The organism is Pseudomonas sp. Marseille-Q5115 (genome assembly GCF_916618905.1).
Lineage (GTDB): Bacteria > Pseudomonadota > Gammaproteobacteria > Pseudomonadales > Pseudomonadaceae > Aquipseudomonas > Aquipseudomonas japonica_A.
This window is the reverse complement of the sequence record NZ_CAKAKI010000001.1, coordinates 2,309,141-2,330,300: the sequence shown is the minus strand read 5'-3', so window position 1 is coordinate 2,330,300 and position 21,160 is coordinate 2,309,141. Positions and strand designations below refer to the sequence as shown.

At 64.7% G+C, this 21,160-nt stretch carries 20 protein-coding genes; 14 read left to right on the top strand and 6 right to left on the bottom strand.

What is annotated here, in order from left to right; all coding sequences use genetic code 11:
- Nucleotides 1–85: 85 nt before the first annotated feature.
- The 4 genes from LG385_RS10770 to LG385_RS10755 form a co-directional block, all read right to left on the bottom strand.
- A complete protein-coding gene (locus LG385_RS10770; protein ID WP_181117651.1) occupies nucleotides 86–358 on the bottom strand; it encodes a DUF6555 family protein in 273 nt (90 codons plus the stop codon).
- Nucleotides 359–464: 106 nt separating this feature from the next.
- Nucleotides 465–1,298, bottom strand: a complete 834-nt coding sequence (locus tag LG385_RS10765) for a sulfite exporter TauE/SafE family protein (protein WP_225774273.1) — start codon at nucleotides 1,296–1,298, stop codon at nucleotides 465–467.
- Entirely contained in the window at nucleotides 1,262–2,509 is a 1,248-nt protein-coding gene (locus LG385_RS10760) for an FAD/NAD(P)-binding oxidoreductase (RefSeq protein ID WP_225774272.1), read from the bottom strand. Before LG385_RS10760 ends, LG385_RS10765 begins: the two co-directional genes overlap by 37 nt.
- A complete protein-coding gene (locus LG385_RS10755) occupies nucleotides 2,506–3,396 on the bottom strand; it encodes an MBL fold metallo-hydrolase (RefSeq protein ID WP_413247319.1) in 891 nt (296 codons plus the stop codon). Before LG385_RS10755 ends, LG385_RS10760 begins: the two co-directional genes overlap by 4 nt.
- 154 nt (nucleotides 3,397–3,550) lie before the next feature.
- Here LG385_RS10755 and LG385_RS10750 point away from each other — a divergent pair, with 154 nt between their 5' ends.
- Nucleotides 3,551–4,867, top strand: coding sequence for a sigma-54 interaction domain-containing protein (locus LG385_RS10750; RefSeq protein ID WP_225774271.1), 1,317 nt, complete (start codon nucleotides 3,551–3,553; stop codon nucleotides 4,865–4,867).
- Nucleotides 4,868–4,994: 127 nt separating this feature from the next.
- Nucleotides 4,995–5,219: a phosphopantetheine-binding protein gene (locus LG385_RS25735; RefSeq protein WP_413247374.1), complete on the top strand. Its 225-nt coding sequence runs from the start codon at nucleotides 4,995–4,997 to the stop codon at nucleotides 5,217–5,219.
- Nucleotides 5,220–5,250: 31 nt separating this feature from the next.
- Here LG385_RS25735 and LG385_RS10740 read toward each other — a convergent pair whose 3' ends face one another.
- Together LG385_RS10740 and LG385_RS10735 are read right to left on the bottom strand one after the other, a co-directional pair.
- Nucleotides 5,251–5,682 carry a hypothetical protein gene (locus LG385_RS10740; protein WP_225774270.1) on the bottom strand — a complete coding sequence of 144 codons (432 nt, stop codon included), beginning with the start codon at nucleotides 5,680–5,682 and terminating at the stop codon, nucleotides 5,251–5,253.
- Nucleotides 5,683–5,757: 75 nt separating this feature from the next.
- Nucleotides 5,758–6,915 (bottom strand): alpha/beta hydrolase family protein, encoded by a 1,158-nt coding sequence (locus tag LG385_RS10735; protein ID WP_225774269.1) that lies wholly within the window; start codon nucleotides 6,913–6,915, stop codon nucleotides 5,758–5,760.
- A gap of 330 nt (nucleotides 6,916–7,245) precedes the next feature.
- Between LG385_RS10735 and LG385_RS10730 the strand changes: the two genes are divergently transcribed.
- The 12 genes from LG385_RS10730 to LG385_RS10675 all read left to right on the top strand — a co-directional run bounded on the left by LG385_RS10730 (nucleotide 7,246) and on the right by LG385_RS10675 (nucleotide 21,051).
- A complete protein-coding gene (locus LG385_RS10730; protein WP_225774268.1) occupies nucleotides 7,246–8,187 on the top strand; it encodes a VOC family protein in 942 nt (313 codons plus the stop codon).
- Between the two features lie 5 nt (nucleotides 8,188–8,192).
- Nucleotides 8,193–8,528, top strand: a complete 336-nt coding sequence (locus tag LG385_RS10725) for a Rieske (2Fe-2S) protein (RefSeq protein ID WP_181117643.1) — start codon at nucleotides 8,193–8,195, stop codon at nucleotides 8,526–8,528.
- A 154-nt stretch (nucleotides 8,529–8,682) separates the two neighbouring features.
- Entirely contained in the window at nucleotides 8,683–9,807 is a 1,125-nt protein-coding gene (locus LG385_RS10720; RefSeq protein WP_225774267.1) for an FAD-dependent oxidoreductase, read from the top strand.
- Nucleotides 9,808–9,843: 36 nt separating this feature from the next.
- Nucleotides 9,844–11,538 carry a DUF1302 domain-containing protein gene (locus LG385_RS10715; RefSeq protein WP_225774266.1) on the top strand — a complete coding sequence of 565 codons (1,695 nt, stop codon included), beginning with the start codon at nucleotides 9,844–9,846 and terminating at the stop codon, nucleotides 11,536–11,538.
- Nucleotides 11,539–11,556: 18 nt separating this feature from the next.
- On the top strand, nucleotides 11,557–12,915 hold the full coding sequence (locus tag LG385_RS10710) for a DUF1329 domain-containing protein (protein WP_225774265.1): 1,359 nt from the start codon (nucleotides 11,557–11,559) through the stop codon (nucleotides 12,913–12,915).
- Nucleotide 12,916: 1 nt separating this feature from the next.
- Nucleotides 12,917–13,972 carry a YCF48-related protein gene (locus LG385_RS10705; RefSeq protein ID WP_225774264.1) on the top strand — a complete coding sequence of 352 codons (1,056 nt, stop codon included), beginning with the start codon at nucleotides 12,917–12,919 and terminating at the stop codon, nucleotides 13,970–13,972.
- 3 nt (nucleotides 13,973–13,975) lie between these two features.
- On the top strand, nucleotides 13,976–16,453 hold the full coding sequence (locus tag LG385_RS10700; RefSeq protein ID WP_225774263.1) for an efflux RND transporter permease subunit: 2,478 nt from the start codon (nucleotides 13,976–13,978) through the stop codon (nucleotides 16,451–16,453).
- The gene (locus tag LG385_RS10695; protein ID WP_225774262.1) at nucleotides 16,443–17,711 is read left to right on the top strand and encodes an MFS transporter; all 1,269 of its coding nucleotides are present in this window, start codon (nucleotides 16,443–16,445) and stop codon (nucleotides 17,709–17,711) included. Before LG385_RS10700 ends, LG385_RS10695 begins: the two co-directional genes overlap by 11 nt.
- Before the next feature lie 15 nt (nucleotides 17,712–17,726).
- Nucleotides 17,727–18,305 carry a cupin domain-containing protein gene (locus LG385_RS10690; protein WP_225774261.1) on the top strand — a complete coding sequence of 193 codons (579 nt, stop codon included), beginning with the start codon at nucleotides 17,727–17,729 and terminating at the stop codon, nucleotides 18,303–18,305.
- Nucleotides 18,302–19,279: a fumarylacetoacetate hydrolase family protein gene (locus LG385_RS10685; protein ID WP_225774260.1), complete on the top strand. Its 978-nt coding sequence runs from the start codon at nucleotides 18,302–18,304 to the stop codon at nucleotides 19,277–19,279. Before LG385_RS10690 ends, LG385_RS10685 begins: the two co-directional genes overlap by 4 nt.
- Nucleotides 19,280–19,289: 10 nt before the next feature.
- Complete coding sequence (locus tag LG385_RS10680; RefSeq protein ID WP_225774259.1) at nucleotides 19,290–20,270, top strand: NAD-dependent epimerase/dehydratase family protein; 981 nt, start codon at nucleotides 19,290–19,292, stop codon at nucleotides 20,268–20,270.
- A gap of 1 nt (nucleotide 20,271) precedes the next feature.
- The gene (locus LG385_RS10675; protein WP_181121144.1) at nucleotides 20,272–21,051 is read left to right on the top strand and encodes a cyclase family protein; all 780 of its coding nucleotides are present in this window, start codon (nucleotides 20,272–20,274) and stop codon (nucleotides 21,049–21,051) included.
- The last annotated feature ends 109 nt before the right edge of the window (nucleotides 21,052–21,160 follow it).

The following is a 21,160-nucleotide window of genomic DNA, read 5'->3' as shown; positions in this document are numbered from 1 at the left end:
CCAGTGCCGATCGGCAGGTGTAAAAAACCCCGGCACTGCATTCGCCGGGGTTGGGTCTTGGCCTGCTACTGCGAGCCCGATGTGGCTAACCGGCGGCGCGGTCAGCTACTGGCGCTTCTACGGGCGGCTGCATACCCGCCGCGCGCCAGCGCACGTCGGTAATCCCGAACTTCTCGGCCATGGGTTTGGAGGTGCGTTTGATTTTGTCGTGACGGTGGCGAGGTATGTGCCCGACCCCCGCATCGCAACTGGCCCAATGCCACGCTTCGGCGTTGTCCATGCGGTCGAGGCGGATCACAAAACTCTTGGGTGCGCCGTGAAGGCGATAGTCGATGACGAAAAGCGTTGGCGTAGGCATTTCCAATCAATCCCGTTGATCATTACCGACTTAACGGAGCCTTGTATGGCGCGCAAAATTCCATCGGATTTACAAACGGTGCGTACCGCTCCGATATACGGCAAAATCAGCCGAAAATGTGGCTTCTTGCCAGTACCGCCACGGCCGCTGCGAAGCCTGTCACGGCGAATACCTTCTGCAAGGCAGCGCCGCTGACGCGGGGGGCCATTCGCCGACCAAGCAGCAGGCCCGCTGCACTACCGGTTGCGAAGGGCAGGGCGAGTTGGATATTACCCACGCCGCTGGCCATGGTCGCGCCGCCGGTGGCCAATGCAACCAGGGCAATCACCGCCAGGGATGTCGCTACCACACTGTTCATTTCCAGGTCGGTGTAACGCCGCAGCGCGGGCACGATCACGAAGCCTCCGCCCACCCCGAGCAGGCCCGACAACACGCCTGCCAGAGCGCCGGTCCCTGCCAGCGCTTGCGCGCACGAAGTGGTCCAGTGCAGTTGGCCGGTGCTGCGGTCCAGCCGGCAAGGGCATTGAGCTAACGGCCGCCCCGATGGGTCAGCGCCCCGCCATAAACGCACGCTCACCCAGGTTTGTACGGCTACGAAACACGCTGCCAGTGGAACTGCGGGAAGGCGATGGCTGAGCCACACCCCGAGCGGCGCGGTGGCGATCCCACAGGCGCCGATCAACGCCGCGGCCCGGTACCGCACGATGCGTTGGCGCAGGCCAATTACCGCACCGAGCAGGGCAGATAACCCTACTGCCAACAGTGCGATAGGGGCGGCCTGGGGAATGCTCAGGCCTAGGCCGAACATCAGCAGCGGCAACGCCAATATGCCACCTCCCGCGCCGGTAAGCCCCAACACCAAGCCTGCCACCGCGCCCAGGCCGCTGGCCAGATAGGCCAGCGTCACGGCATCGCTTCCAACGTGGGCTGGGCCAGCCATTCCCGCCCGCGCAGCATGCCATGCCAGTACACAGCCGGCAGCGCATGGGCCTTCAGCCACCAGGCCAGGCGGGTAGGCTCGGTGCCCTTGAGCACCCATTGGGGGAAGGAGGGCGCCAGCGCACCGCCATAGGCAAATTCGGCCAGTACGATACGGCCGCGTTCAACCGTGAGCGGGCACGCACCGTAACCGTCGTAGTGGGCCGTACCGCTGGCCTTGCCTAAAGCCGCCGCCACGTTGTGGGCAACCACGGGGGCTTGCTTGCGGGCAGCGGCGACCGTTTTGGCGTTGCTGGTATTGATAACATCGCCCAACCCATGAACGTTGGCGAAGCGGCGATGGCGCAGGCTGTGCGGGTCTACCTCCAGCCAACCGTTGGCGTCCGCCAAGGCACTGCCACTCACTGCCAGGGGTGGGCACTGTGGCGGCACCACATGCAGCAGGTCGAAGCCGCGGGTGTCGTGGCGGATGCTGCCATCGCTGGCAGTCACTTCGAATGTGGCCTGGCGCAAGGGGCCGTTCACTGCCACCAAGCGATGGCGAAGGCGCAGGTCCACCTCGTAACGCTCGATATAGCGCTGCAACGCAGGCACATACGCCGCCACGCCAAACAGGCTTGGGTTGGCGTTGAGGAACTCGGCCCGCACCGCGCCCTGACGGCCTTCCCAGCGCCAATGGTCGCAGGCCAAATAAAGGGCCTTCTGCGGCGCGCCAGCGCATTTGATCGGCATGCCGGGCTGGGTGAACAGCGCCCGGCCTTTGCGCAGTTGGCGGGTGAGCTCCCAGGTATAAGGCGCCAGGTCGTAGCGGTAGTGCGAGGTCACGCCGTGCTGGCCAAGCGTGCTTTCCAGCCCGTCGATGGCGGCCCAATTCAGCACCAGCCCCGGGCACACGATCAGTTGGCGATAGCCCAGCCCAGGCCGGTTAGCCAGCAATACCTGGCTGTTGGCAGGGTCGAACCCGATCACCGTGGCTTGCAGCAGCTTCGCGCCAGGGGGTATCAGCGTGGCAGTCTCGCGGCGGGTGCTGGCCGCCTTGAACACCCCCGCGCCCACCAGGGTCCAGCCCGGCTGATAGAAGTGCTCGCTGGCAGGGTCGATCAGTAATACGTCCAGCCCGGGGACGCGCTTGAGCAGGCTGGCGGCGGTCGCGATGCCAGCGGTGCCTGCGCCAACGATTACCACGTCATGAACGGGTAGCGTGTGGGTCATGGGGTGTCCTTGAAGGCATTGAGGGGGATACGCAGGTAACGCAGGCCGTTAGCTTGCTCGGGAGGCAGTTGACCGGCGCACAGGTTCACTTGCACCGCGGGCAGCATGAGGGCCGGCATTGCCAGGGTGGCATCGCGCGCCATGCGCATGTTCACGAAGGCCTCTTCGCTGATGCCGGTGTTTGCGTGCAGGTTACCTGCGCGCTGCTCGGCCGCCGTGGTGTGCCATATCAGCTCACGACCTTGCGGCCGGTAGTCATGGCACAACAACAGCTGGGTGTGGTCTGGCAGGCATAGCAACCGCTGAATCGACCGGTACAGTGCGCGGGCATCGCCACCCGGGAAGTCACATCGAGCAGTGCCGTAGTCTGGGGTGAACAGCGTGTCGCCCACGAATGCCAGCGGCTGTTCGGGGTTGTCGAGCAGGTAAGTAACGCACGCCGGTGTATGCCCGGGCGTGTGCAGTACCTGAATCGAGAGGTCGCCCAGCTTGAGATTTTCGCCGTCGCCGAGCAGGGCGTCGAAGGTGGCTGTTTCGGCAGCGCCTGGGAACCAGCGGCTAAAAGCTGCCTGCACCTCGACCACGCGCGCACCGATACCGATTCGCCCGCCCAGGGCCTTTTTGAGGTAACTGGCGGCGCTCAGGTGGTCGGCATGCACATGGGTTTCGAGTATCCATTCAACCTGGGCCCCTAGATCGCCCACCCGCGCAATCATTCTGTCAGCGTTCACTGAAGAGGTATGGCCGGTGGCGGGCTGGTAATCGAGCACGGCATCGATCAACGCACAGTCTTGGCTGGCGCGGTCGAGCAGCAGATAGCTCAGGCTGGACGTGGCCGGGTCGAAGAACGCTTCCACCCGGTAGGCGTCGGTTTGCAGGTGCATCATGAGGGCTCCAGAACGGCGAGGGCGACCGCAGCCGATGGTCGGGTAAGTCAATATCCGTGCCAGCGCGCCAAGGCAGTATTTGCTGGGCTACGCGGCTACTCTGCTGCTTGGAACTGCCACGTCCGTCAGCGGTGCTGGCAGTGGATGGCAGTCAATGGCAGTATTTCCCCGCCTGCCTGCTGCTGGAGCCCCCGTGGCCACCTTCGACCCACTGGCGTTGAACGCCTACCTGGAACATGACCCGTTGCCTGCCATCGTGCTGGACACGGCCTACCATATCGTCGCTGCCAACCGTGCCTACCGTCAGCAGTTCGGCCAACGCGGCCAGGCGCCGATCGGCCACACCTGCCACCAGGTGTCCCATGGTTACAACGTGCCCTGCGACCGTGCCGGCGAGCATTGCCCGATGCGCAAGGCACGGGAAACACGCTTGCCGGAGCGTGTGTTGCATGTTCACCACACGCCACGCGGGCCAGAGCACGTGGATGTAGAGCTGCGCCCGCTGTATGGCGAGGGCGGGGAGTTGCTGGGTTACGTAGAGCGGCTGCGTTCCCTGGCGGTGGCGGCGGCCCAGCCCAGTGAGCACGGCCTGGTCGGGCGCGCACCCGCTTTCCAGCGTGCGCTTGCCGACCTGGAGCGGGCCGCGCCGTCACAGATCCCGGTGTTGCTGCAGGGTGAATCCGGTACAGGCAAGGAACTGTTCGCCCGCGCCTTGCATGCGGCCAGCCCCAGGGCAGGCGGGCCCTTGGTGGTGGTCGATTGCACGGGCTTGAGCGAGACGCTGTTCGAGAGCGAGTTGTTCGGGCACGAGAAGGGCGCCTTCACCGGAGCGGCAACTCGCAAGACCGGGCTGGCCGAAGCCGCCCATGGCGGCACATTATTCCTCGACGAGATCGGCGAAGTGCCGCTGGCGACGCAAGCGAAGCTGCTGCGGTTGATCGAATCAGGCAGCTTCCGGCCGGTGGGTAGCCTGCGCACCCTGCATTCGGACTTTCGCCTGGTAGCCGCGACCCACAAGCCGCTGGCAGAGATGGTGGTCAACGGCAGCTTCCGTCAGGACCTGTATTACCGCATCAATGCCTTCACCTTGCGCTTGCCGGCCTTGCGCGAGCGCGCCGAAGACCTCCCCTTGCTGATCGACAGCCTTCTTCGCCGCACGGCACAGGGCACGCCCTGGCGGGTCGCCGCCGACGCGATGGCCTGGCTACAGGCCTATCACTATCCGGGAAACATCCGAGAGCTGCGCAACGTGCTGGAGCGCGCACAGCTGATGGCCAGCGATGGCGTGATTCACCGGCGGGACTTGCCCCTTGATGAGCCGGCGCTGGCATCCTTGCCCAGCGAGCAGCACAAGCTCGCCCAGGCACTGGCTGGCTTTCGCGGTTCGCGCAAGGCGCTGGCGACCCATTTGGGGCTGAGTGAACGCACGCTTTATCGGCGCTTGAAGGCGTTGGGGCTGGATGAGGGGTGAGGCGACGGGCGGCGCGAAAACCTGGCAGAGTTGCCAGTTTTATGGAACGGGCGGCTAGGCCAGGATCTAGCTACCACGTCGGAGGAGAAGAGCCATGTCCCTGGAATCAGATATATAAGAACTTTTCATAGCGAAACTTGGCAGCGCTATAACTAGTAAAACCGCTCTTACAGATAGGCTGACGGATATAGTCAGCCTCACAGAGATAATAAAAAGTATAGAGAATAAGTTCGACGTAGTTCTCTCGGATGACATGGTAGCGCAGGCGAAGACTGTTGGGAGCCTGGTTGCCATGGTCGAAATTGAAAGGGATAGCCTCGGCGGGTCAGGCCCACGTCAGATTGACTACTAGACCCGTATCCGTTCCCGCACGTGCTTCGCCCTCACCCTTCCACCGGCTTGTTCAACATGAACTCGCCGTCTACCTGGCTGACCAACCCACTGGCCTGTAATAGCGGCAGCAGCCGTTCATGCAGGCCAGGCTCCACGAAGCTTTGTACGCTATCAATATCCAGCGCGCCAGTAACAGGCAGCTCGGCCTTGGTGTAGGACAGCCACGCCTTCTTCAGCATCAACAGCACGTCGCTGGCACTGGTATTGGCGAAGCGGCGGTGGGTTTGGCCAGCAGCGAACACGAAGGTATGACGCAGGGTGTAGCCGCTGTCATTGCCGCCGCTTTGCTGGCAGCGCACACAGCTGCAAGGGCCGTCACCAAAGGCCTCGCGCAGGTAGGCGTTGAAATCGGTGACGGGCTTTAGCGACAGGCGCTTGTCCACTTCGAAGAGGTCGGCGGTGAGGGTTTCGAGCGCGGCCAAGGGGCCCCCTGTGTGCTGGCATGAGTAAGGGGCGCCACCTTAGCAGACCCAAGAGGCGGGGTGAATGCCGAGCGCCTACGCCACCCGCCCGCCCAACACTTCAGCCATCCAGTCAGCGATGTATTGCCCGGCATTGATGCTGTTGTCGAAGCTGGAATGCTGCACGCCGCCTTCGCGGGCAGTGAACACCTTCAGCTCCCGGCGAGGGCTGTTGACCAGTTGCTCATAGGTACGATGTGCCCACTTGAGCGGGATCTGCGAGTCCTTTTCGCCGTGGGTGACCAGGAAGGGCACCTTGATGCGGTCGAGCACGCCGTCCAGGTGCACGTTCTCGGCAATGGCCATGAAGTCATCCTGATCCTTGGCGCCCCACACCCAGCGTACGTGGGCCCAGTAGTGCGGTACCGGGAAGTCGCCTTCCTTTTCCAGCCGGCGCTTCTGCACGTCGCGCCAGTCGTGGTTGGCGCCCCACACCGCGCCACAAGCGAAGCGCGGCTCGAAGGCCACGGCGCGAGGGCAGTAGTACCCGCCCAGCGACACACCTTCCATGCCGATGCGCTTGGGGTCTACGTCCGCGCGGGTTTCCAGCCAGTCCACCACGCGGCTGGCCCAGTGTTCACTGTCGTAACGGGCCGTAAGGTTGTGCAGGCGCAGCGCTTCGCCGGTGCCTGGCTGGTCAATGATCAGCGAGGACACGCCACGCTTGGCCAGCCATGCCGGCAGGCCCACGCGGTATTTCATTTCCTTGGTGGAATCCAGACCGTTCACCTGCACCAGCAGTGGTGCCGGGCCGTCCACGCCTTCGGCTCGAACCAGCAGGCCGGAGATGTGAGCGCCTTCGTAGGGGATTTCCACCCGCTCGCAATTTTCTTTCGACAGCGCGACGCCACGGGCGAAGGTGCTTAGAAAACGCTGGTACAAGTCCGCACGCCCCGGGGCACCGTGCGCCTGCAGGCGCTCACAGGTGAGGTAATAGGTGGCCGCGCGGTTGTATTTCTCGCCAGCGGAGAGCAGGCGCCCGGCGCTTTCGTCTTCCTCGGCCAAGCCGCACAGCTTGTCGGCCATTTTCGCCCAGGTTTCCCGGAACGCCTCGGTACCGGCTTTGTCCGGCTGTTTGGCGGCCTCTTGCAGCGGCGCGCACATCTCCTCGATCTCGCCCATGCGGGCGCCCATTTCAATGGCCAGGTCTACGGAGAGGTTCCACACGTAATTGGTGGGGAAGTACTTGAACATTTCTTGTTGTCCTTGTGCGTTGCGAAAGGGCCGCGCGCTGAAAAGGGCAGGCGCGCCATCGCTGCACCATAAGGAAGGCCGGGGTATCACTGCCAATCGTATCCGGGGATAGGAGGTATCGCGTGGGGCACTAGGTTGTTTCCGTTCGGTGAGTAGCAGTTCGCAGGCTGGCGCCTACTCCTGCGGGTTGGGTCAGCGGCTTGCCGCAGGTATCGCCCCGCGCGATACATCGCATCCTTACACACGATTGGTCAGCTAACCGCCCACCGTTCAGGCTCTGTTCCAAGTCGGCCAGGCGCCGATTCCAATTACAAGAACGGAGTGGTTCGCATGAATATCATCGGCCTAGACGCACTGGTCTTCGGTGTCGACGACATCCAGGCCTGTACCGATTGCCTGCGTGACTACGGGCTGGACCCCGTAGGGCTGGACGGCAACGGCGGGCGATTCGAAGCGCTGGACGGTACCGCCATTATCATTCGCCGGGCCGATGATGCGAGCCTGCCGCCAGCCATCGGCCCGGCGCCGTCGCTGCGTGAAACCATTTATGCAGTGGCCACCGCAGAGGACCTGGCGGCCATCGAGGACGAACTGGCCCGTGACCGCGAAGTACGCCGCGATGCCGACGGCAGCCTGCACAGCGTGGACGACATGGGCTTCCATATCGCCTTCCAGGTAGCGCAGCGGCGGCCTTTCAGCGCCCCGGCAGACCTCACCAACGCCCCTGGCAGCGAGCCCCAGCGGCCGCTGAACCAGGTAGGTATTTCCCCGGACATGGAAGCCAAGCCGCGCACGCTGTCCCATGTGGTGTACTTCGTGCCCGATTCCACCAAGGCCGGCGCGTTCTATGCCGACCGCCTGGGCTTCCGCATCACCGACACCTTCGAGGGCGTAGGGCCGTTCATGCGCCCGGCAGGCTCGGACGATCACCATTGCCTGTTCATGATTCAAACCCCGCCCCACATGAAGGGCTGCGAGCATTTCACCTTCCATATGGGCAGCGGCACCGAGGTTCTGCTTGCTGGCCAACGCTTCGCGGCCAAGGGCTGGACCAGCTTCTGGGGCCCGGGGCGTCACCTGTTCGGCTCCAACTGGTTCTGGTACTTCAACAGCCCGCTGGGCTGCCACATCGAGTACGACGCCGACATGGACAAGCACGACGATGCGTGGGCCGCGCGGTTTGCGCCGATGTCCGCCGATAACTCCCAACTGTTCCTGTTCTCCAGCCGTGAGAAGTGGGCGCCGAGCGGCCCGCCACCCAAGCAAGGCTAGGCGCCATGGCAGTGGCAACGCGTTTGTGTGCACTGGCGCAGTTGAGCGAAGGCCAGTCCCGGGGTTTCGACCCTTGGGGCGCCGGCCACGACCAGGTGTTCGCATTGCTGCATCAAGGCCAGGTGCGGGTATATCGCAATAGCTGCCCGCACCTGGATGTACCCCTGGAATACCGCAAGGACCGTTACCTCTCGGCCGACGGCGCCTGGATCATCTGCTACGCCCACGGCGCGCGCTTCGATCCGGTCGATGGCCGCTGTGTGTACGGGCCGTGCCTGGATGAGCACCTGACGGCGCTACGCCACCGCATCGAGGGTGATGACGTGTGGCTGGAAACCTGAATAAACGGAACGGCAGAGGTATCGCGAACGGCGATACATCCCATCCGAACATGCGATTAGTCAAATCGGTGCCAGATACGCCGTAATGCCGATCAAACGGCGCGGTGCCAAGGCTGGCATCAACGACCCACAATAAAAACAAGCGAGTCATGCCATGAGTTCAGTGAACAATGTTCTGGTCGTGGGCGGTGGGATCGGTGGCCTGTGCACGGCCATTTCGCTCCGCCGGCAGGGGTTGAAGGTCGACCTGATCGAGCTCAAACCCGAGTGGACCGTGTACGGTGTAGGCATCATCCAGCAGAGCAACGTAGTGCGGGAAATGTCCCGGCTGGGCGTGCTCGATGCCTATCTGGGCGCGGCCTATCCCTTCGAGGACGTCGCCATTTACGGCCCTGAAGGGCAAACCCTGGCGCGCATTCCCGGCCAGCGCCTGGCCGGCCCACAGTACCCGGCGAATGTGGGTATCTCGCGCCTGGCACTGCACCACGTGCTCAGCGACACCGCCGCCAACCTGGGCGCGAACATCCGCCTGGGCCTGGCCGTGGAAACCCTGAACCAGGACGCGGACGGCGTTGATGTGCTGTTCACTGATGGCAGCAGCGGCCGCTACGACCTGGTGGTCGGCGCCGACGGGCTGTACTCGCAGATCCGCAGCCTGCTGTTCGGCGACCGCTACACGCCGCGTTTCACCGGGCAAGCTGTATGGCGCCACAATTTCCCCCGGGCGCCGCACATCGACCACCTGGCCAACTTCCAGAGCGCTGCCGGCAACGCCGGGCTGGTGCCACTGGCCGGCGACCTGATGTACCTGTTCCTGACCTCCCATGAACCCGAAAACCCTTGGATGGACGCCAGCACCCTGGCCGAGCAGATGCGTGCCCGGCTGGCCGGCTTTGGCGGGATCATCGGCGAGCTGCGCGAGCAGATCGTGGACAGCAGCCAAGTGGTTTACAAGCCCATGGAAGTGGTGTTCGTGGACGAGCCCTGGTACAGCGGCCGCGTGCTGCTGATCGGCGACGCCGCCCACGCCACCACACCCCACCTGGGGCAGGGCGCTGGCATGGCCATCGAAGACGCTGTGGTATTGGGCGAGGAGCTCACCGCCGACGGCACCCTGGAAGAGCAACTCCAGCGCTTCATGGCGCGGCGCTTCGAACGCTGCAAGTTCATCAGCGAGCAATCGGTGCTGGCCGGCGACAAGGAAATGCAACAGGACCGGGCGTTCGACCGGATAGGGCTGGTGAAGCGGATGCTGGAGCTCACCGCGCAGCCTGTCTGAGCCGACCCTTACAACAATAAAAACGAGGGAATCACCATGGTACTTCGTATATCCGCCGCGCGGCTTGGGCTGCGCGGGGCAGGGGCTGGCTGCGCGCTTACCCCGGCCGCCGCGCTGGTGGCGGTCGCCCTGTTAGGCACGTCCGGGCACAGCCAGGCTTTCGAGTTCGACACGGGCAACCCGGACCTGCGCATTCGCTGGGACAACACCCTCAAGTACAGTGCCGCCTGGCGTACCGAGGGGCAGTCTGACCGGCTGACCGAAGGCAACACCTCGCTTAACCTGGATGACGGCGACCGCAATTTCGACAAGGGGCTGATCTCCAGCCGTGTGGACGTGCTGTCGGAAATGGACATCACCTACCAGAACGTCGGCGCCCGGATAAGCGGCGCGGCCTGGTACGACGATGCCTATAACCGCAACACCGACAACAACGCCGCCGATCGCATCAACAGCTTCGACGGTGATGACTTCCCTGACGCCACCCGCACCCTCCACGGGCGCAAGGCCGAGCTGCTTGACGCTTTCGTTTTCGCCAAAGGTGACCTGGGCGAAATGCCGGCCTCAGCGCGCCTGGGCCAGTACGCCATGCAGTGGGGTGAAAGCCTGTTCTACGGCATGAACGGCATTGCCGGCGGCATGGCCCCGATCGACGTGGTGAAGGGGTTGTCGGTGCCCAATACCCAGTTCAAGGAACTGATCCGTCCGGTCAAGCAAATGTCCGGCCAGCTGCAGCTCACGCCCGACGTAAGCATCGGCGCCTATTACCAGTTCGAGTGGGAAGCCAACCGTCTGCCGGCTTCGGGAAGCTACTTCTCTACCGACGACTTCTTCGCTGACGGCAACGAACGCTTGTTCGTGGGCGCACCGTTGTTCCCCGGGGCCGCGCCGCTGGCGTTCTACCGTGGGAGTACCAAACAGGCCAAGGACGGGGGGCAGGGCGGGGTGCAACTGCGCTGGCGCACCGACAACTACGACTTCGGCTTTTATGCCATTCGCTTCCACGACAAAAGCCCGCAGCTGATCGTGCGGCCCGACTTCGCCAACCTCAACCCGGTGAGCGGCTACGCCGGCAATTACTACTGGGCCTACCCGGAAGGGATCGAGTCGGTGGGCGCGAGTTTCTCCACCACCTTGGAGGAATTCAACATCGCGGGCGAGCTGTCCACCCGCTGGCACCAGCCGTTGGCCTCCACGCTCCAGCACAGCCTGATAGCGGGCGAGGGCGTATCCAACGACGCCGACGACGCGGTGTATGCCACCGGCCATACGCTGCACGCCAACCTCTCATGGTTAGCGAGCCTGGGCCCGTCGTTCGTGTCCCAGGAAGCCAGTTTCGTGGGCGAAATCGCCTGGAACCGCGTGCTGAGCGTAACCCGAAATGCCGACGCCGTGGACCCCAACGCCGACCGCGACGCCTGGAGCCTGCGCACCGTGTACGAGCCCATGTACCGCCAGGCCTTCCCAGGTTGGGACGTGAGTGTGCCGGTTGGTGCCAGCTACACCCACGGTGCCTCGATGGCGCTGGGCACCGGCTTTGGCGCCAACCGTGGCGGCGACCTGAACATTGGTATCAAGGGCAACTACCTCAATACCTGGAACGTGGGCCTGACCTACACGCACTACTACGGCCGCAGCGACACCTTCCTGGATGCCAGCAGCAATTACACCTTCGAACAAAGCCTGATTGACCGTGACTTCCTGGCCTTCAGCGTCAGCCGTACTTTCTAACAATAAAGGGGATTGTCCATGAACCTTCGCCACCGCCTGAGTGCCTTGTCGGTCGCTTTACTGGCTGCCGCCTGCCTGGCCAATCCGGTACAGGCAGCCGTCAGCGCCGCCGAAGCCGACACCTTGAAAACTACCCTCACGCCCCTGGGCGCCGAGCGCGCCGGCAACGCCGACGGCAGCATCCCGGCCTGGACCGGCGGGCTGGTGCAGGCCGGTGGCGGCGACGGCAAGCGCAGCGACCCCTTCGCCAGCGAAAAACCACTGTTCACCATCACTGCCCAGAACATGGCCCAGTACGCGGACAAACTGTCCGAAGGCACCAAGGCCATGCTCAAGAAATACCCGGACAGCTACAAGCTTGACGTGTATGCCACTCACCGCACTGCCGCCGCCCCCCAGGCGGTGTATGACGCTACCTATGCCAACGCCACAGGCGCGAAGCTGACCGAGGGCTCGGCGGGTGCCATGCCCGAAAACGCCCAGGGCGGTATTCCGTTCCCGATTCCGAAAGCGGGGGTGGAAGTGATGTGGAACCACCTGGTGCGCTGGCGCGGGGCGTCTTGGCACGCCAACTTCACCCAGTACCTGACCACCGCCGACGGCAAGCACGTGCTTACCAACGATTCTCGCGCCGACATGCAGATGCCGTGGTACCTACCCGATGGCGGCAAGAAGGACGGCACCTTCTGGTCGATTCGCATGGTGAACGATGGCCCACCCCTGCGTGCCGGCGAAGCCATCACCGGGCGGGAAAACATCAACGCCGACAATGCCGGTGTATGGACCTACCTGCCAGGCCAGCGCCGGGTGCGCCGCCTGCCCAACGCCTGCTGCGACACGCCCACTCCGGCTACGGCGGGTGTGATGAGCTTCGACGAGCTGTATGTGTTCAATGGCCGGTTGGACCGCTTCGACTGGAAGCTGGTAGGCAAGAAGGAGCTCTACATCCCTTACAACGCGAACAAGGTGTTCACGGCCGCCAACCCCACCGACCTGCTGGGCGAGCACCATTTGAACCCCTCCGCGCTGCGCTGGGAATTGCACCGCGTGTGGGTAGTGGAAGCCACCCTCAAGGCGGGTAAGCGCCATGTGATGCCGCGCAGCACCTACTACCTGGACGAAGACACCTGGGCTGCGGTGCTGGGCGAGCGCTACGACGCACAGAACCAGCTGGCCAAGGCGCTGTGGACCACCCCGGTAGTGCTGCCGGACTTGCCAGGCGTGGTCACCCTCACCAACGGCTTCTACGACCTGCTATCGGGCGCCTGGTTTACCGGTGACATTTTTGCCGGCAAGAGTGAGCAGTACCGAGTAGTGAATGCCTACAAGGACAGCGTGTTCACTCCTGATGCCCTCGCCGGCGAAGGCGTGCGCTGAGATGAACGCCAACAGGCTGATCGCCCTTGCCGTGCTCGCGGGCGCACTGGTCACAAGCCCCGTACAGGCTGCCAGCACCGCGGCCGAGCCTGCACCCGCCGCCGCACAGGGCTTGCATGCCGTGTTGCTGGACATCGCCCGCGCCGGTGACCGCCTGGTGGCTGTGGGCGAGCGGGGCACCGTGCTGCTGTCCGACGACAACGGTAATGGCTGGCGCCCGGCCACGGTGCCAGTGACCAATACCTTGACCGCCGTTCGCTTTGTCGACAACCGCCAGGGCTGGGCCATCGGCCATGCGGGTGTGGTGTTGCACAGCGACGACGGTGGGGAGCATTGGGCCCTGCAGCTGGACGGCACCGAGGCGGCGCGGCTGGAACTGAACGCCGCTCAGGCCAGCGGCGACGAAGCCCGGCTGGGCGCTGCAAAACGGCTGGTGGCAGACGGTGCCGACAAGCCGTGGCTGGCGCTGAACTTCAGCGACGCCCGCCATGGTGTGGTAGTGGGCGCCTATGGCCTGGCCATGGCGACCGAAGATGGCGGTGCGACCTGGCAGTCCTGGATGGGCCGCTTGCCTAACCCGCAAGGGCTGCACCTGTACGCCATTCAACGGCAAGGCGCGGCGCTGTACGTGGTCGGCGAGCAAGGCTTGTTCCTCCGTTCGGAAGACGACGGCGCGCACTTCGACGCGGTACCCACGCCGTACGAAGGCAGTTTCTTTGCCTTGAGCGTGTTGTCGGACCAGCGCATTTTGCTGGGCGGTTTACGTGGCAGCCTGCTGGCGTTCGACCCCCGCACCGAGCAAATCGACACCCTGAACAACCCTGTACCCGTCTCGGTAAACGCCTTGGTGTCCCGGCCGGCGGGCACGCTGGTGATCAACCAGGCCGGCGGGCTGCTTCAGGTCAATGCAGAAGGCGTAGCGCGGCTGTTGGGTAGCCAGCCCGGGCCACCCTTGACCGCGGCCATCGAGGCCCGTGACGGCAACCTGGTAGCCGTGGGTTTTGGCGGCCCGGCCCGCATTGCTTTGCCTTCAGCCACCCAGCCTTCTACGGAGTAACCGATGCTGAGCCATTCCCCCACCGGCGCCAGCCCTGAAAGCGGGCGCTTGGAAGACTTCGACGCAGCGTCCGGTTCCTGGCTGGAGCGCGCATTGTTCAACCACCGGCGGCTGGTGTTGGTGCTGTGCCTGCTGGTCACGGCATTGCTGGGCTGGCAGGCCACACGACTTACGCTCAATGCCAGTTTCGAGAAGATGATCCCGTCTGGCCATCCGTTCATTGCCAACTATCTGGAGCACCGCCAGGAGCTGTCGGGCCTGGGCAACGCGGTACGTATCAGCGTGGCCAACCGCGACGGCGATATCTACAGCCCCGGCTACCTGGCCACCCTGCAAAAGCTCAACGACGAGGTGTACCTGCTTCCCGGCGTGGACCGCGCGTACATGCGTTCCCTCTGGACGCCGTCGGTACGTTGGGTGGGCGTGACCGAAGAGGGCCTGGAAGGCGGCCCGGTGATCCCTGACGGCTACGACGGCGCGGCGGCCAGCCTGGCGGCGCTGCGGCAAAACGTGCAGCGCTCCAACGAGATCGGCCAGCTGGTGGCGTTCGACCAGCGCTCGAGCATTGTGTATGTACCGCTGCTGACCACCACCGCTGACGGCAAGCCGCTGGACTACCACGCGTTTGCCAGCCAACTGGAAGCGCTGCGGGCGATGTATCAGGACGCCCATACCGAGGTGCGCATCACCGGCTTTGCCAAGGTGGTGGGCGACCTCATTGACGGGCTGGTGCAGATCCTTGCCTTCTTTGCCGCCGCCATCGTGATCACGGCCGTGGTGCTGTTCGCCTATACCCGCTGCCTGCGCAGCACCTTGCTGGTGTTGTGCTGCTCGTTGGTAGCGGTGATCTGGCAGTTGGGCTTGTTGCCGATGCTTGGCTATGCGCTGGACCCGTACTCGGTGCTGGTGCCGTTCCTTGTGTTCGCGATCGGCATCAGCCACGGCGCGCAGAAAATGAACGGCATCATGCAGGACGTGGGCCGGGGCATGCACCGTTTGGTCGCGGCCCGCTACACCTTCCGCCGCCTGTTCCTTGCAGGGCTTACTGCGCTGCTGTGTGACGCAGTGGGCTTTGCCGTGCTGATGGTGATCAAGATTCAGGTGATTCAGGACCTGGCGCTGATCGCCAGCCTGGGCGTGGCGGTGCTGATCTTCACCAACCTGATTCTGCTGCCGGTGCTGCTGTCGTACCTGGGCGTGAGCGCTCATGCGGCGCAACGCAGCCTGCGCGGCGAAAGCGCGGCCGAGGACGGGGAGATAAAAGGGCTGTGGGCAGTCCTGGACCGTTTCACCCACCCGCGCTGGGCAATGGCGGCGGTCGCGGTGGCGGCAGTGATGGCCATCGGCGGCTACCTCACCAGCTTGCACCTCAAAGTCGGTGACCTGGATGCCGGCGCGCCCGAACTGCGCGCCGACTCACGCTACAACCGCGACAGCGCCTACATGACCGACCACTACGGCGCCAGCAGCGACGTGTTCGCGGTAATGGTCAAAACCCCGCCAGGTGGTTGCTCTAGCTACGACACCCTGCGCCGGGTCGACCAGCTCGACTGGCGCCTGCGCGGGCTGGAAGGGGTGGATTCCACCAACTCGCTGGCGCTGCTCAACCGCCGTGTGCTGGTAGGCCTGTCCGAAGGTAGCCCGAAGTGGTACGAACTGGTGAACAACCAGGCCACCCTGAACATGGTCACCGCCGGCGCGCCGCGCGGGCTGTACAACGAAGACTGCAGCCTGCTCACCCTGTATGCCTACCTTACCGACCACAAGGCCGACACGCTCGCCCGGGTAGTGGACAGCGTGCAGCAATTCGCCCGCGACAACGACAACGAGAACGCGCAGTTCCTGTTGGCAGCGGGCAACGCCGGGATCGAGGCGGCCACCAACATCGTGGTGCACCAGGCTAGCCGGGAAATGCTGTGGTGGGTGTATGGCGCGGTGGTGTTGCTGTGCCTGGTGACCTTCCGTTCGTGGCGCGCAGTGGTGTGCGCGGTGCTGCCGCTGGCGCTCACCTCCATCCTCTGTGAGGCACTGATGGTGTGGCTGGGCATCGGCATCAAGGTCGCTACCTTGCCGGTGATCGCCCTGGGCGTGGGCATTGGCGTGGACTACGCCCTCTATGTGATGACCATCGTGTTGGCTGAAATGCGCCAGGGCGCCAGCCTGTCGCAAGCCTATCAGCGGGCCCTGCGCTTCACCGGTCGGGTGGTGATGCTCACCGGCATCACCCTGGCGGTGGCAGTGGGCACCTGGATGTTCTCGCCGATCAAGTTCCAGGCGGACATGGGCGTGCTGCTGGCCTTCATGTTCGTGCTGAACATGGTGGGCGCACTGGTGTTGCTGCCGGCACTGGCCTGCTTCCTGTTGCCAAAGGCCCGCCAAGGCCAGGCTCAGACGCTGGCACAGGCCGGTCGGGAAGCACCACGTACCGAGCGCCGTCTGCCCCTTCCACCCAAAGCCCTGGAGGCCACCCATGAACGGTGAGCGCGTGGCCGGCTGGCCACAGTCAGCCCTGTTGTTGCTTGGTAGTTGTTTACCGGTGCTGGGCGCGGTGCTGCTGGCACCCGTGCTGCCTCGCATGCAGGCCCACTTCGCCGACGTGCCGGGCGCCGCTGTGCTGGTGCCGCTCAGCCTGACCTTGCCTGCGCTGGTAGTCGCCGTGCTCGCGCCGTTCGCCGGGCTGATGGCTGACCGCTTCGGGCGCAAGCCGCTGCTGTGCCTGGCGCTGATGCTCTATAGCCTGTGCGGGTTGTTACCCCTGTGGCTGCCATCGCTGCCGGCAATCGTGGCCAGCCGTGCCGGCATCGGCCTGGCCGAGGCGGCAATCATGACCGCTTGCACCGCCCTCATGGGGGACTACTACAGCGGCACGCGGCGGCAACGCCTGTTCGCCTTGCAGATGGTCGCCACGTCGCTGTCCGCCGCGCTGTTCATGGGCATCGGTGGAGCGCTGGGTGAGCAGAACTGGCGCACGCCGTTCTGGCTGTATGCCAGCGGGGTAATTTTCCTGCCGCTGGTGCTGCGCCTGCTGTGGGAGCCACGCGCCGGGGCTATTCAGCCGGGCAACCCTGTGGAGCGCGGCAGCGCCTGGTCCGGCTTGCAGGCGTTCTACCTGCTGGCGGTGATCGCCGGGGTAAGCCTGTTCATTGTGCCGATCCAGGGCGGCTTTCGCTTGGCATTGCTGGGCGTAGACAACCCGGCGCAGATCGGCGCCACCATGGCGGCCAACCAGTTGGGCGTGGTGGTTGGCGCCTTGAGCTACCGCTGGCTGGGCCAACACACCCGCCGGGCGTTGTTGCTGGCGTTTGTATGCGCCGGTGCTGGTGGTGCCTGGCTGGCCCTGGCCGGTAGCCCTGGACAAGTGGCTGCGGCGGTCACGCTGAACGGTGTAGGGGTGGGCATGATGCTGCCCAACCTGATCGGCGCCATCATGGCCCGGGTGCCCTTTGCCCAGCGGGGCAGGGCCAGCGGGCTGTTTACCGCATCCATCTTCGCCGGCGAATTCGCCAGCCCTTTGGTCGTGCTCGCGCTTACCGGTGGCGTGCCCGCCAGCCTGCCCATGGCCTTGCTGGTGGTCGCCGGGGCGCAGGTGCTGATCGGGCTGTGCTGTTTGAAGTTGAGCCAGGGCTTGCATTCGGTGCCGGAAAGCCAGGTGCCCGCTACCGATAATCAGACCTTTCACGCTGTTCGTAGCGGCAGCGCCCCGGGAAGCTCTCAACCCGGTACTCACACCTCTTTATAACAACAAGGACACGTCATGCCTGCCTTGCCTACGTTCAAGCGTGTGATCACCGGGCACGATGCCCGGGGCCGCGCTGTCACCACCGACGCGGCACCCACGCCCCATGTATTCCCGTTGCAAGCGGTCCCCGGCACTGTGTTCCATGAACTGTGGAACAGCCAGGGAAGCCCCGTGCCTATCGACAATGCCGGGGACCCCTGCGACCGCCCCCTGAAGCTCGGCCCGGCCCCCCAGGGCAGTGTGTTGCGCGTTGTGGACATTCCGCCGGACAGCCAGCACAGCGGCCTGTCGCCTGAAGCGGCCGCCGCAGCGTTTGCCGAGATCGGCCAGGCCCAGGCGGGCACCGGTGATGCAACCTCTCGCCACGCGCTGATGCACCGCACTGAAACCCTCGACTACGGCGTGGTGCTGGAGGGGGAGGTGTGGCTGGTGCTGGACGACGAAGAAATTCACCTCACGCGGGGTGATGTGGTGGTGCAGCGCGGCACCAACCATGCCTGGAGCAACCGGACCGAGCAGCCTGCTCGCATGCTGTTCGTGCTGCTCGATGGCCGCTATGCCGATGAGCTGGTTAACGTGGAGGCTGCCCGATGAAACTCGCAACGCTGAAAAACGGCCGCGCCGACGGGCGCCTTGTAGTGGTAAGCCGTGACATGGCGAAGGCGGTGGATGCAGCCCCCATTGCCGCAACCTTGCAACAGGCCATCGAGCGCTGGGATGAATGCGAGCCGGCCTTGCGGGCCCTGGCCGCGCAACTGGAACACGGCGCCTGCCCGGGTGCGTTCGCTTTCGAGCCGCGGCAGGCCATGGCGCCCTTGCCCCGGGCCTATCAATGGTGCGATGGCTCGGCCTTCATGAGCCATGGCGAGCTGATGCAAAAAGCCTTCAACCTGCCACCCATCGAGGGCGCCGATCGTATTCCCCTGATGTACCAAGGTGCGGGCGATGATTTCCAGGGACCGCACGACGACATTCGGCTGCCCAGCGAAAGCCATGGCATCGACTTCGAGGGTGAGTTCGCCGTACTGGTGGACGAGGTGCCGCTGGGCTGCCCGGCGGAAAACGCGCTCAGCCATGTGAAGCTGATCCTGCAACTCAACGATGTGAGCCTGCGTGCCTTGGCGCCGCGCGAAATGACTACCGGCTTCGGCTTCCTCCAGGCCAAGCCGTCCTCGGCCTTCGCGCCGCTGGCCGTTACACCCGACGAGTTGGGCGATGCCTGGCGCGACGGCCGGGTGCACTTGCCGTTGCGGGTGGAGTGGAACGAACAATGGTTCGGCCACCCCCACGGCGGCCAGATGACCTTCGGTTTCGATCAGTTGATTGCCCACGCCGCGTTCACCCGCCGCCTTGGCCCCGGCACAGTGATCGGCTCTGGCACCGTCTCCAATCGCAACCGGGACGCAGGCTCGGCGTGCATCGCCGAGCGCCGCGCCATCGAGATGATTGCCTCCGGCGCGGCTGTCACCAGCTTTATGCGGTTCGGTGACCGCGTACGCATGGAAGCGCTTGGCGCCGACGGTAGCCTGCTGTTCGGAGCGATCGAGCAACGGGTGGCTCAGGCCTGAGGAGCGACCCATGCGTGTATTGATCACCGGCGCCAACGGCTTCGTGGGCCAGGCGCTGACCCGCCGCCTGCTCGCCCAGGGGCATGTGCGAGGCGAGCGGCTGACGCTGCTGCGCTTGCTCGATACCCGGTTTGACACCGCCCTGGACGACCCCCGGGTTCGCATGCATGAGGGCAGCGTTGCGGACGCCGCGTTGCTGCGTCGCGTGCTGGCCGACGGCATCGATGTGGTGTTCCATCTGGTGAGCATTGCCGGCGGCACGGCAGAGCGCGATTACCCGCTGGGCTACCAGGTGAACCTGCTCGCCAGCCTGGAACTGCTCGAGCAATTGCGCCAGGCGAGCAACGCCCCGGTGCTGGTATTTGCCAGCAGCGTGGCGGTATACGGCGCGGCGCTGCCAGCGCGTATGGACGAACAGGCCCCGGCCCATCCGGCGCTGAGCTACGGCGCGCACAAGCGCATGATCGAGATCGCCATCGAAGACCTCGCCCGGCGGGGTGATGTGGATGGCCGCGCCTTGCGCCTGCCCGGCATCGTCGCTCGCCCGCCGGCACCCAACGGCCTGCGCTCGGCGTTCATGAGTGAGCTGTTGCACAGCTATGCGGCGGGGCAACCGTACACTTGCCCCGTATCGCCCCAGGCCACGGCCTGGTGGATGTCGGTGAACTGTTGTGCCGACAACCTCCTACGCGCCGCCGAAGTTGCAGGGGTGCCAGCCGATGCCGGCCGCGTGTGGCAGTTGCCCGTGTTGCGGCTGTCCATCGCCGAAGTAGTGGATGCGCTAGCCGACCGCTACGGCGAGGCGGGCCGCGCACGGTTGCGTTATGAGCCCGACCCGGAGCTTGAACGCCTGTTTGGCGCCTACCCCGTGCTGCGCGCACCGCGGGCCAGAGCCTTGGGCCTGCGTCACGATGGCACCGCCAGCGCGCTGGTGCGTAATGCCCTTAACCTTACCCCGGCGTCGAAACGCGCCTTGCATGGAGTTCAGTGACATGACGTCTGAACGTCGCTTTGTTGACTTGTCCGTCACCCTTGAAAATAACCCTTACACCGACCCACCGCCGTTGTTGCCGCACATCGAATACATGGACCACCAGCAAGGCTGGCCGGAAATGGCCGCCATGTTCCCCGGCCTCACCATCGACCAGATGCCTGGGGCCGAAAGCTGGGCCGCCGAGCGTCTGCAGATCACTACCCATAGCGGCACCCACATGGACGCGCCCTGGCATTACGCGTCCACCACCGATGGAGGCACGCCCGCCTGGGGCATCGACGAACTGCCCTTGGATTGGTGCCTGCGGCCGGGGGTGAAACTGGATTTCCGTGCCATGGAAGACGGCCACGTGGTCACGGCCGCCGAAGTAGAGGCCGAACTCGCACGCATCGGCCATACGCTACAACCGTTGGACATCGTGCTGGTGAATACCCGGGCTGGGGCGTTGTTCGGCCAGCCGGGCTACCTGGATGCAGGCGTAGGCATGGGGCGCGAGGCCACCCTTTACCTGCTGGACCGTGGCGTGCGCGTGGTAGGCACCGATGCCTGGAGCTGGGACGCCCCGTTCAAGTACACCCGAGAGCGGTTTGCCGCCACCGGCGACGCTTCGCTCATCTGGGAGGGGCACAAGGCGGGCCGGGATATCGGCTACGGTCAGATGGAAAAGCTGGCCAACCTGGACACGCTGCCTGCCTTTGGATTTACCGTGAGCTGCTTCCCTTACAAGATCAAGAAAGCCAGCGCGGGGTTCGTGCGCGCCGTGGCTATTTTCGAGTAATCACGGAACGAAAGAGAAGCGGCCATTCATCCGCCATCGTCGCCGGACAAGGAATTCCTGAGGGCGGCGGCGCTCGAACGTGCACTATAAAGCGTATTCGAGTTGCTCT

Excerpts from the sequence above, each read along its gene's own strand:
- LG385_RS10770 (WP_181117651.1), bottom strand. The coding sequence starts at position 358 with ATGCCTACGCCAACGCTTTTCGTCATCGACTATCGCCTTCACGGCGCA.
- LG385_RS10765 (WP_225774273.1), bottom strand. The coding sequence starts at position 1,298 with ATGGCTGGCCCAGCCCACGTTGGAAGCGATGCCGTGACGCTGGCCTAT.
- LG385_RS10760 (WP_225774272.1), bottom strand. The coding sequence starts at position 2,509 with ATGACCCACACGCTACCCGTTCATGACGTGGTAATCGTTGGCGCAGGC.
- LG385_RS10755 (WP_413247319.1), bottom strand. The coding sequence starts at position 3,396 with ATGATGCACCTGCAAACCGACGCCTACCGGGTGGAAGCGTTCTTCGAC.
- LG385_RS10750 (WP_225774271.1), top strand. The coding sequence starts at position 3,551 with ATGGCAGTATTTCCCCGCCTGCCTGCTGCTGGAGCCCCCGTGGCCACC.
- LG385_RS10735 (WP_225774269.1), bottom strand. The coding sequence starts at position 6,915 with ATGTTCAAGTACTTCCCCACCAATTACGTGTGGAACCTCTCCGTAGAC.
- LG385_RS10730 (WP_225774268.1), top strand. The coding sequence starts at position 7,246 with ATGAATATCATCGGCCTAGACGCACTGGTCTTCGGTGTCGACGACATC.
- LG385_RS10725 (WP_181117643.1), top strand. The coding sequence starts at position 8,193 with ATGGCAGTGGCAACGCGTTTGTGTGCACTGGCGCAGTTGAGCGAAGGC.
- LG385_RS10720 (WP_225774267.1), top strand. The coding sequence starts at position 8,683 with ATGAGTTCAGTGAACAATGTTCTGGTCGTGGGCGGTGGGATCGGTGGC.
- LG385_RS10715 (WP_225774266.1), top strand. The coding sequence starts at position 9,844 with ATGGTACTTCGTATATCCGCCGCGCGGCTTGGGCTGCGCGGGGCAGGG.
- LG385_RS10710 (WP_225774265.1), top strand. The coding sequence starts at position 11,557 with ATGAACCTTCGCCACCGCCTGAGTGCCTTGTCGGTCGCTTTACTGGCT.
- LG385_RS10705 (WP_225774264.1), top strand. The coding sequence starts at position 12,917 with ATGAACGCCAACAGGCTGATCGCCCTTGCCGTGCTCGCGGGCGCACTG.
- LG385_RS10700 (WP_225774263.1), top strand. The coding sequence starts at position 13,976 with ATGCTGAGCCATTCCCCCACCGGCGCCAGCCCTGAAAGCGGGCGCTTG.
- LG385_RS10695 (WP_225774262.1), top strand. The coding sequence starts at position 16,443 with ATGAACGGTGAGCGCGTGGCCGGCTGGCCACAGTCAGCCCTGTTGTTG.
- LG385_RS10690 (WP_225774261.1), top strand. The coding sequence starts at position 17,727 with ATGCCTGCCTTGCCTACGTTCAAGCGTGTGATCACCGGGCACGATGCC.
- LG385_RS10685 (WP_225774260.1), top strand. The coding sequence starts at position 18,302 with ATGAAACTCGCAACGCTGAAAAACGGCCGCGCCGACGGGCGCCTTGTA.
- LG385_RS10680 (WP_225774259.1), top strand. The coding sequence starts at position 19,290 with ATGCGTGTATTGATCACCGGCGCCAACGGCTTCGTGGGCCAGGCGCTG.
- LG385_RS10675 (WP_181121144.1), top strand. The coding sequence starts at position 20,272 with ATGACGTCTGAACGTCGCTTTGTTGACTTGTCCGTCACCCTTGAAAAT.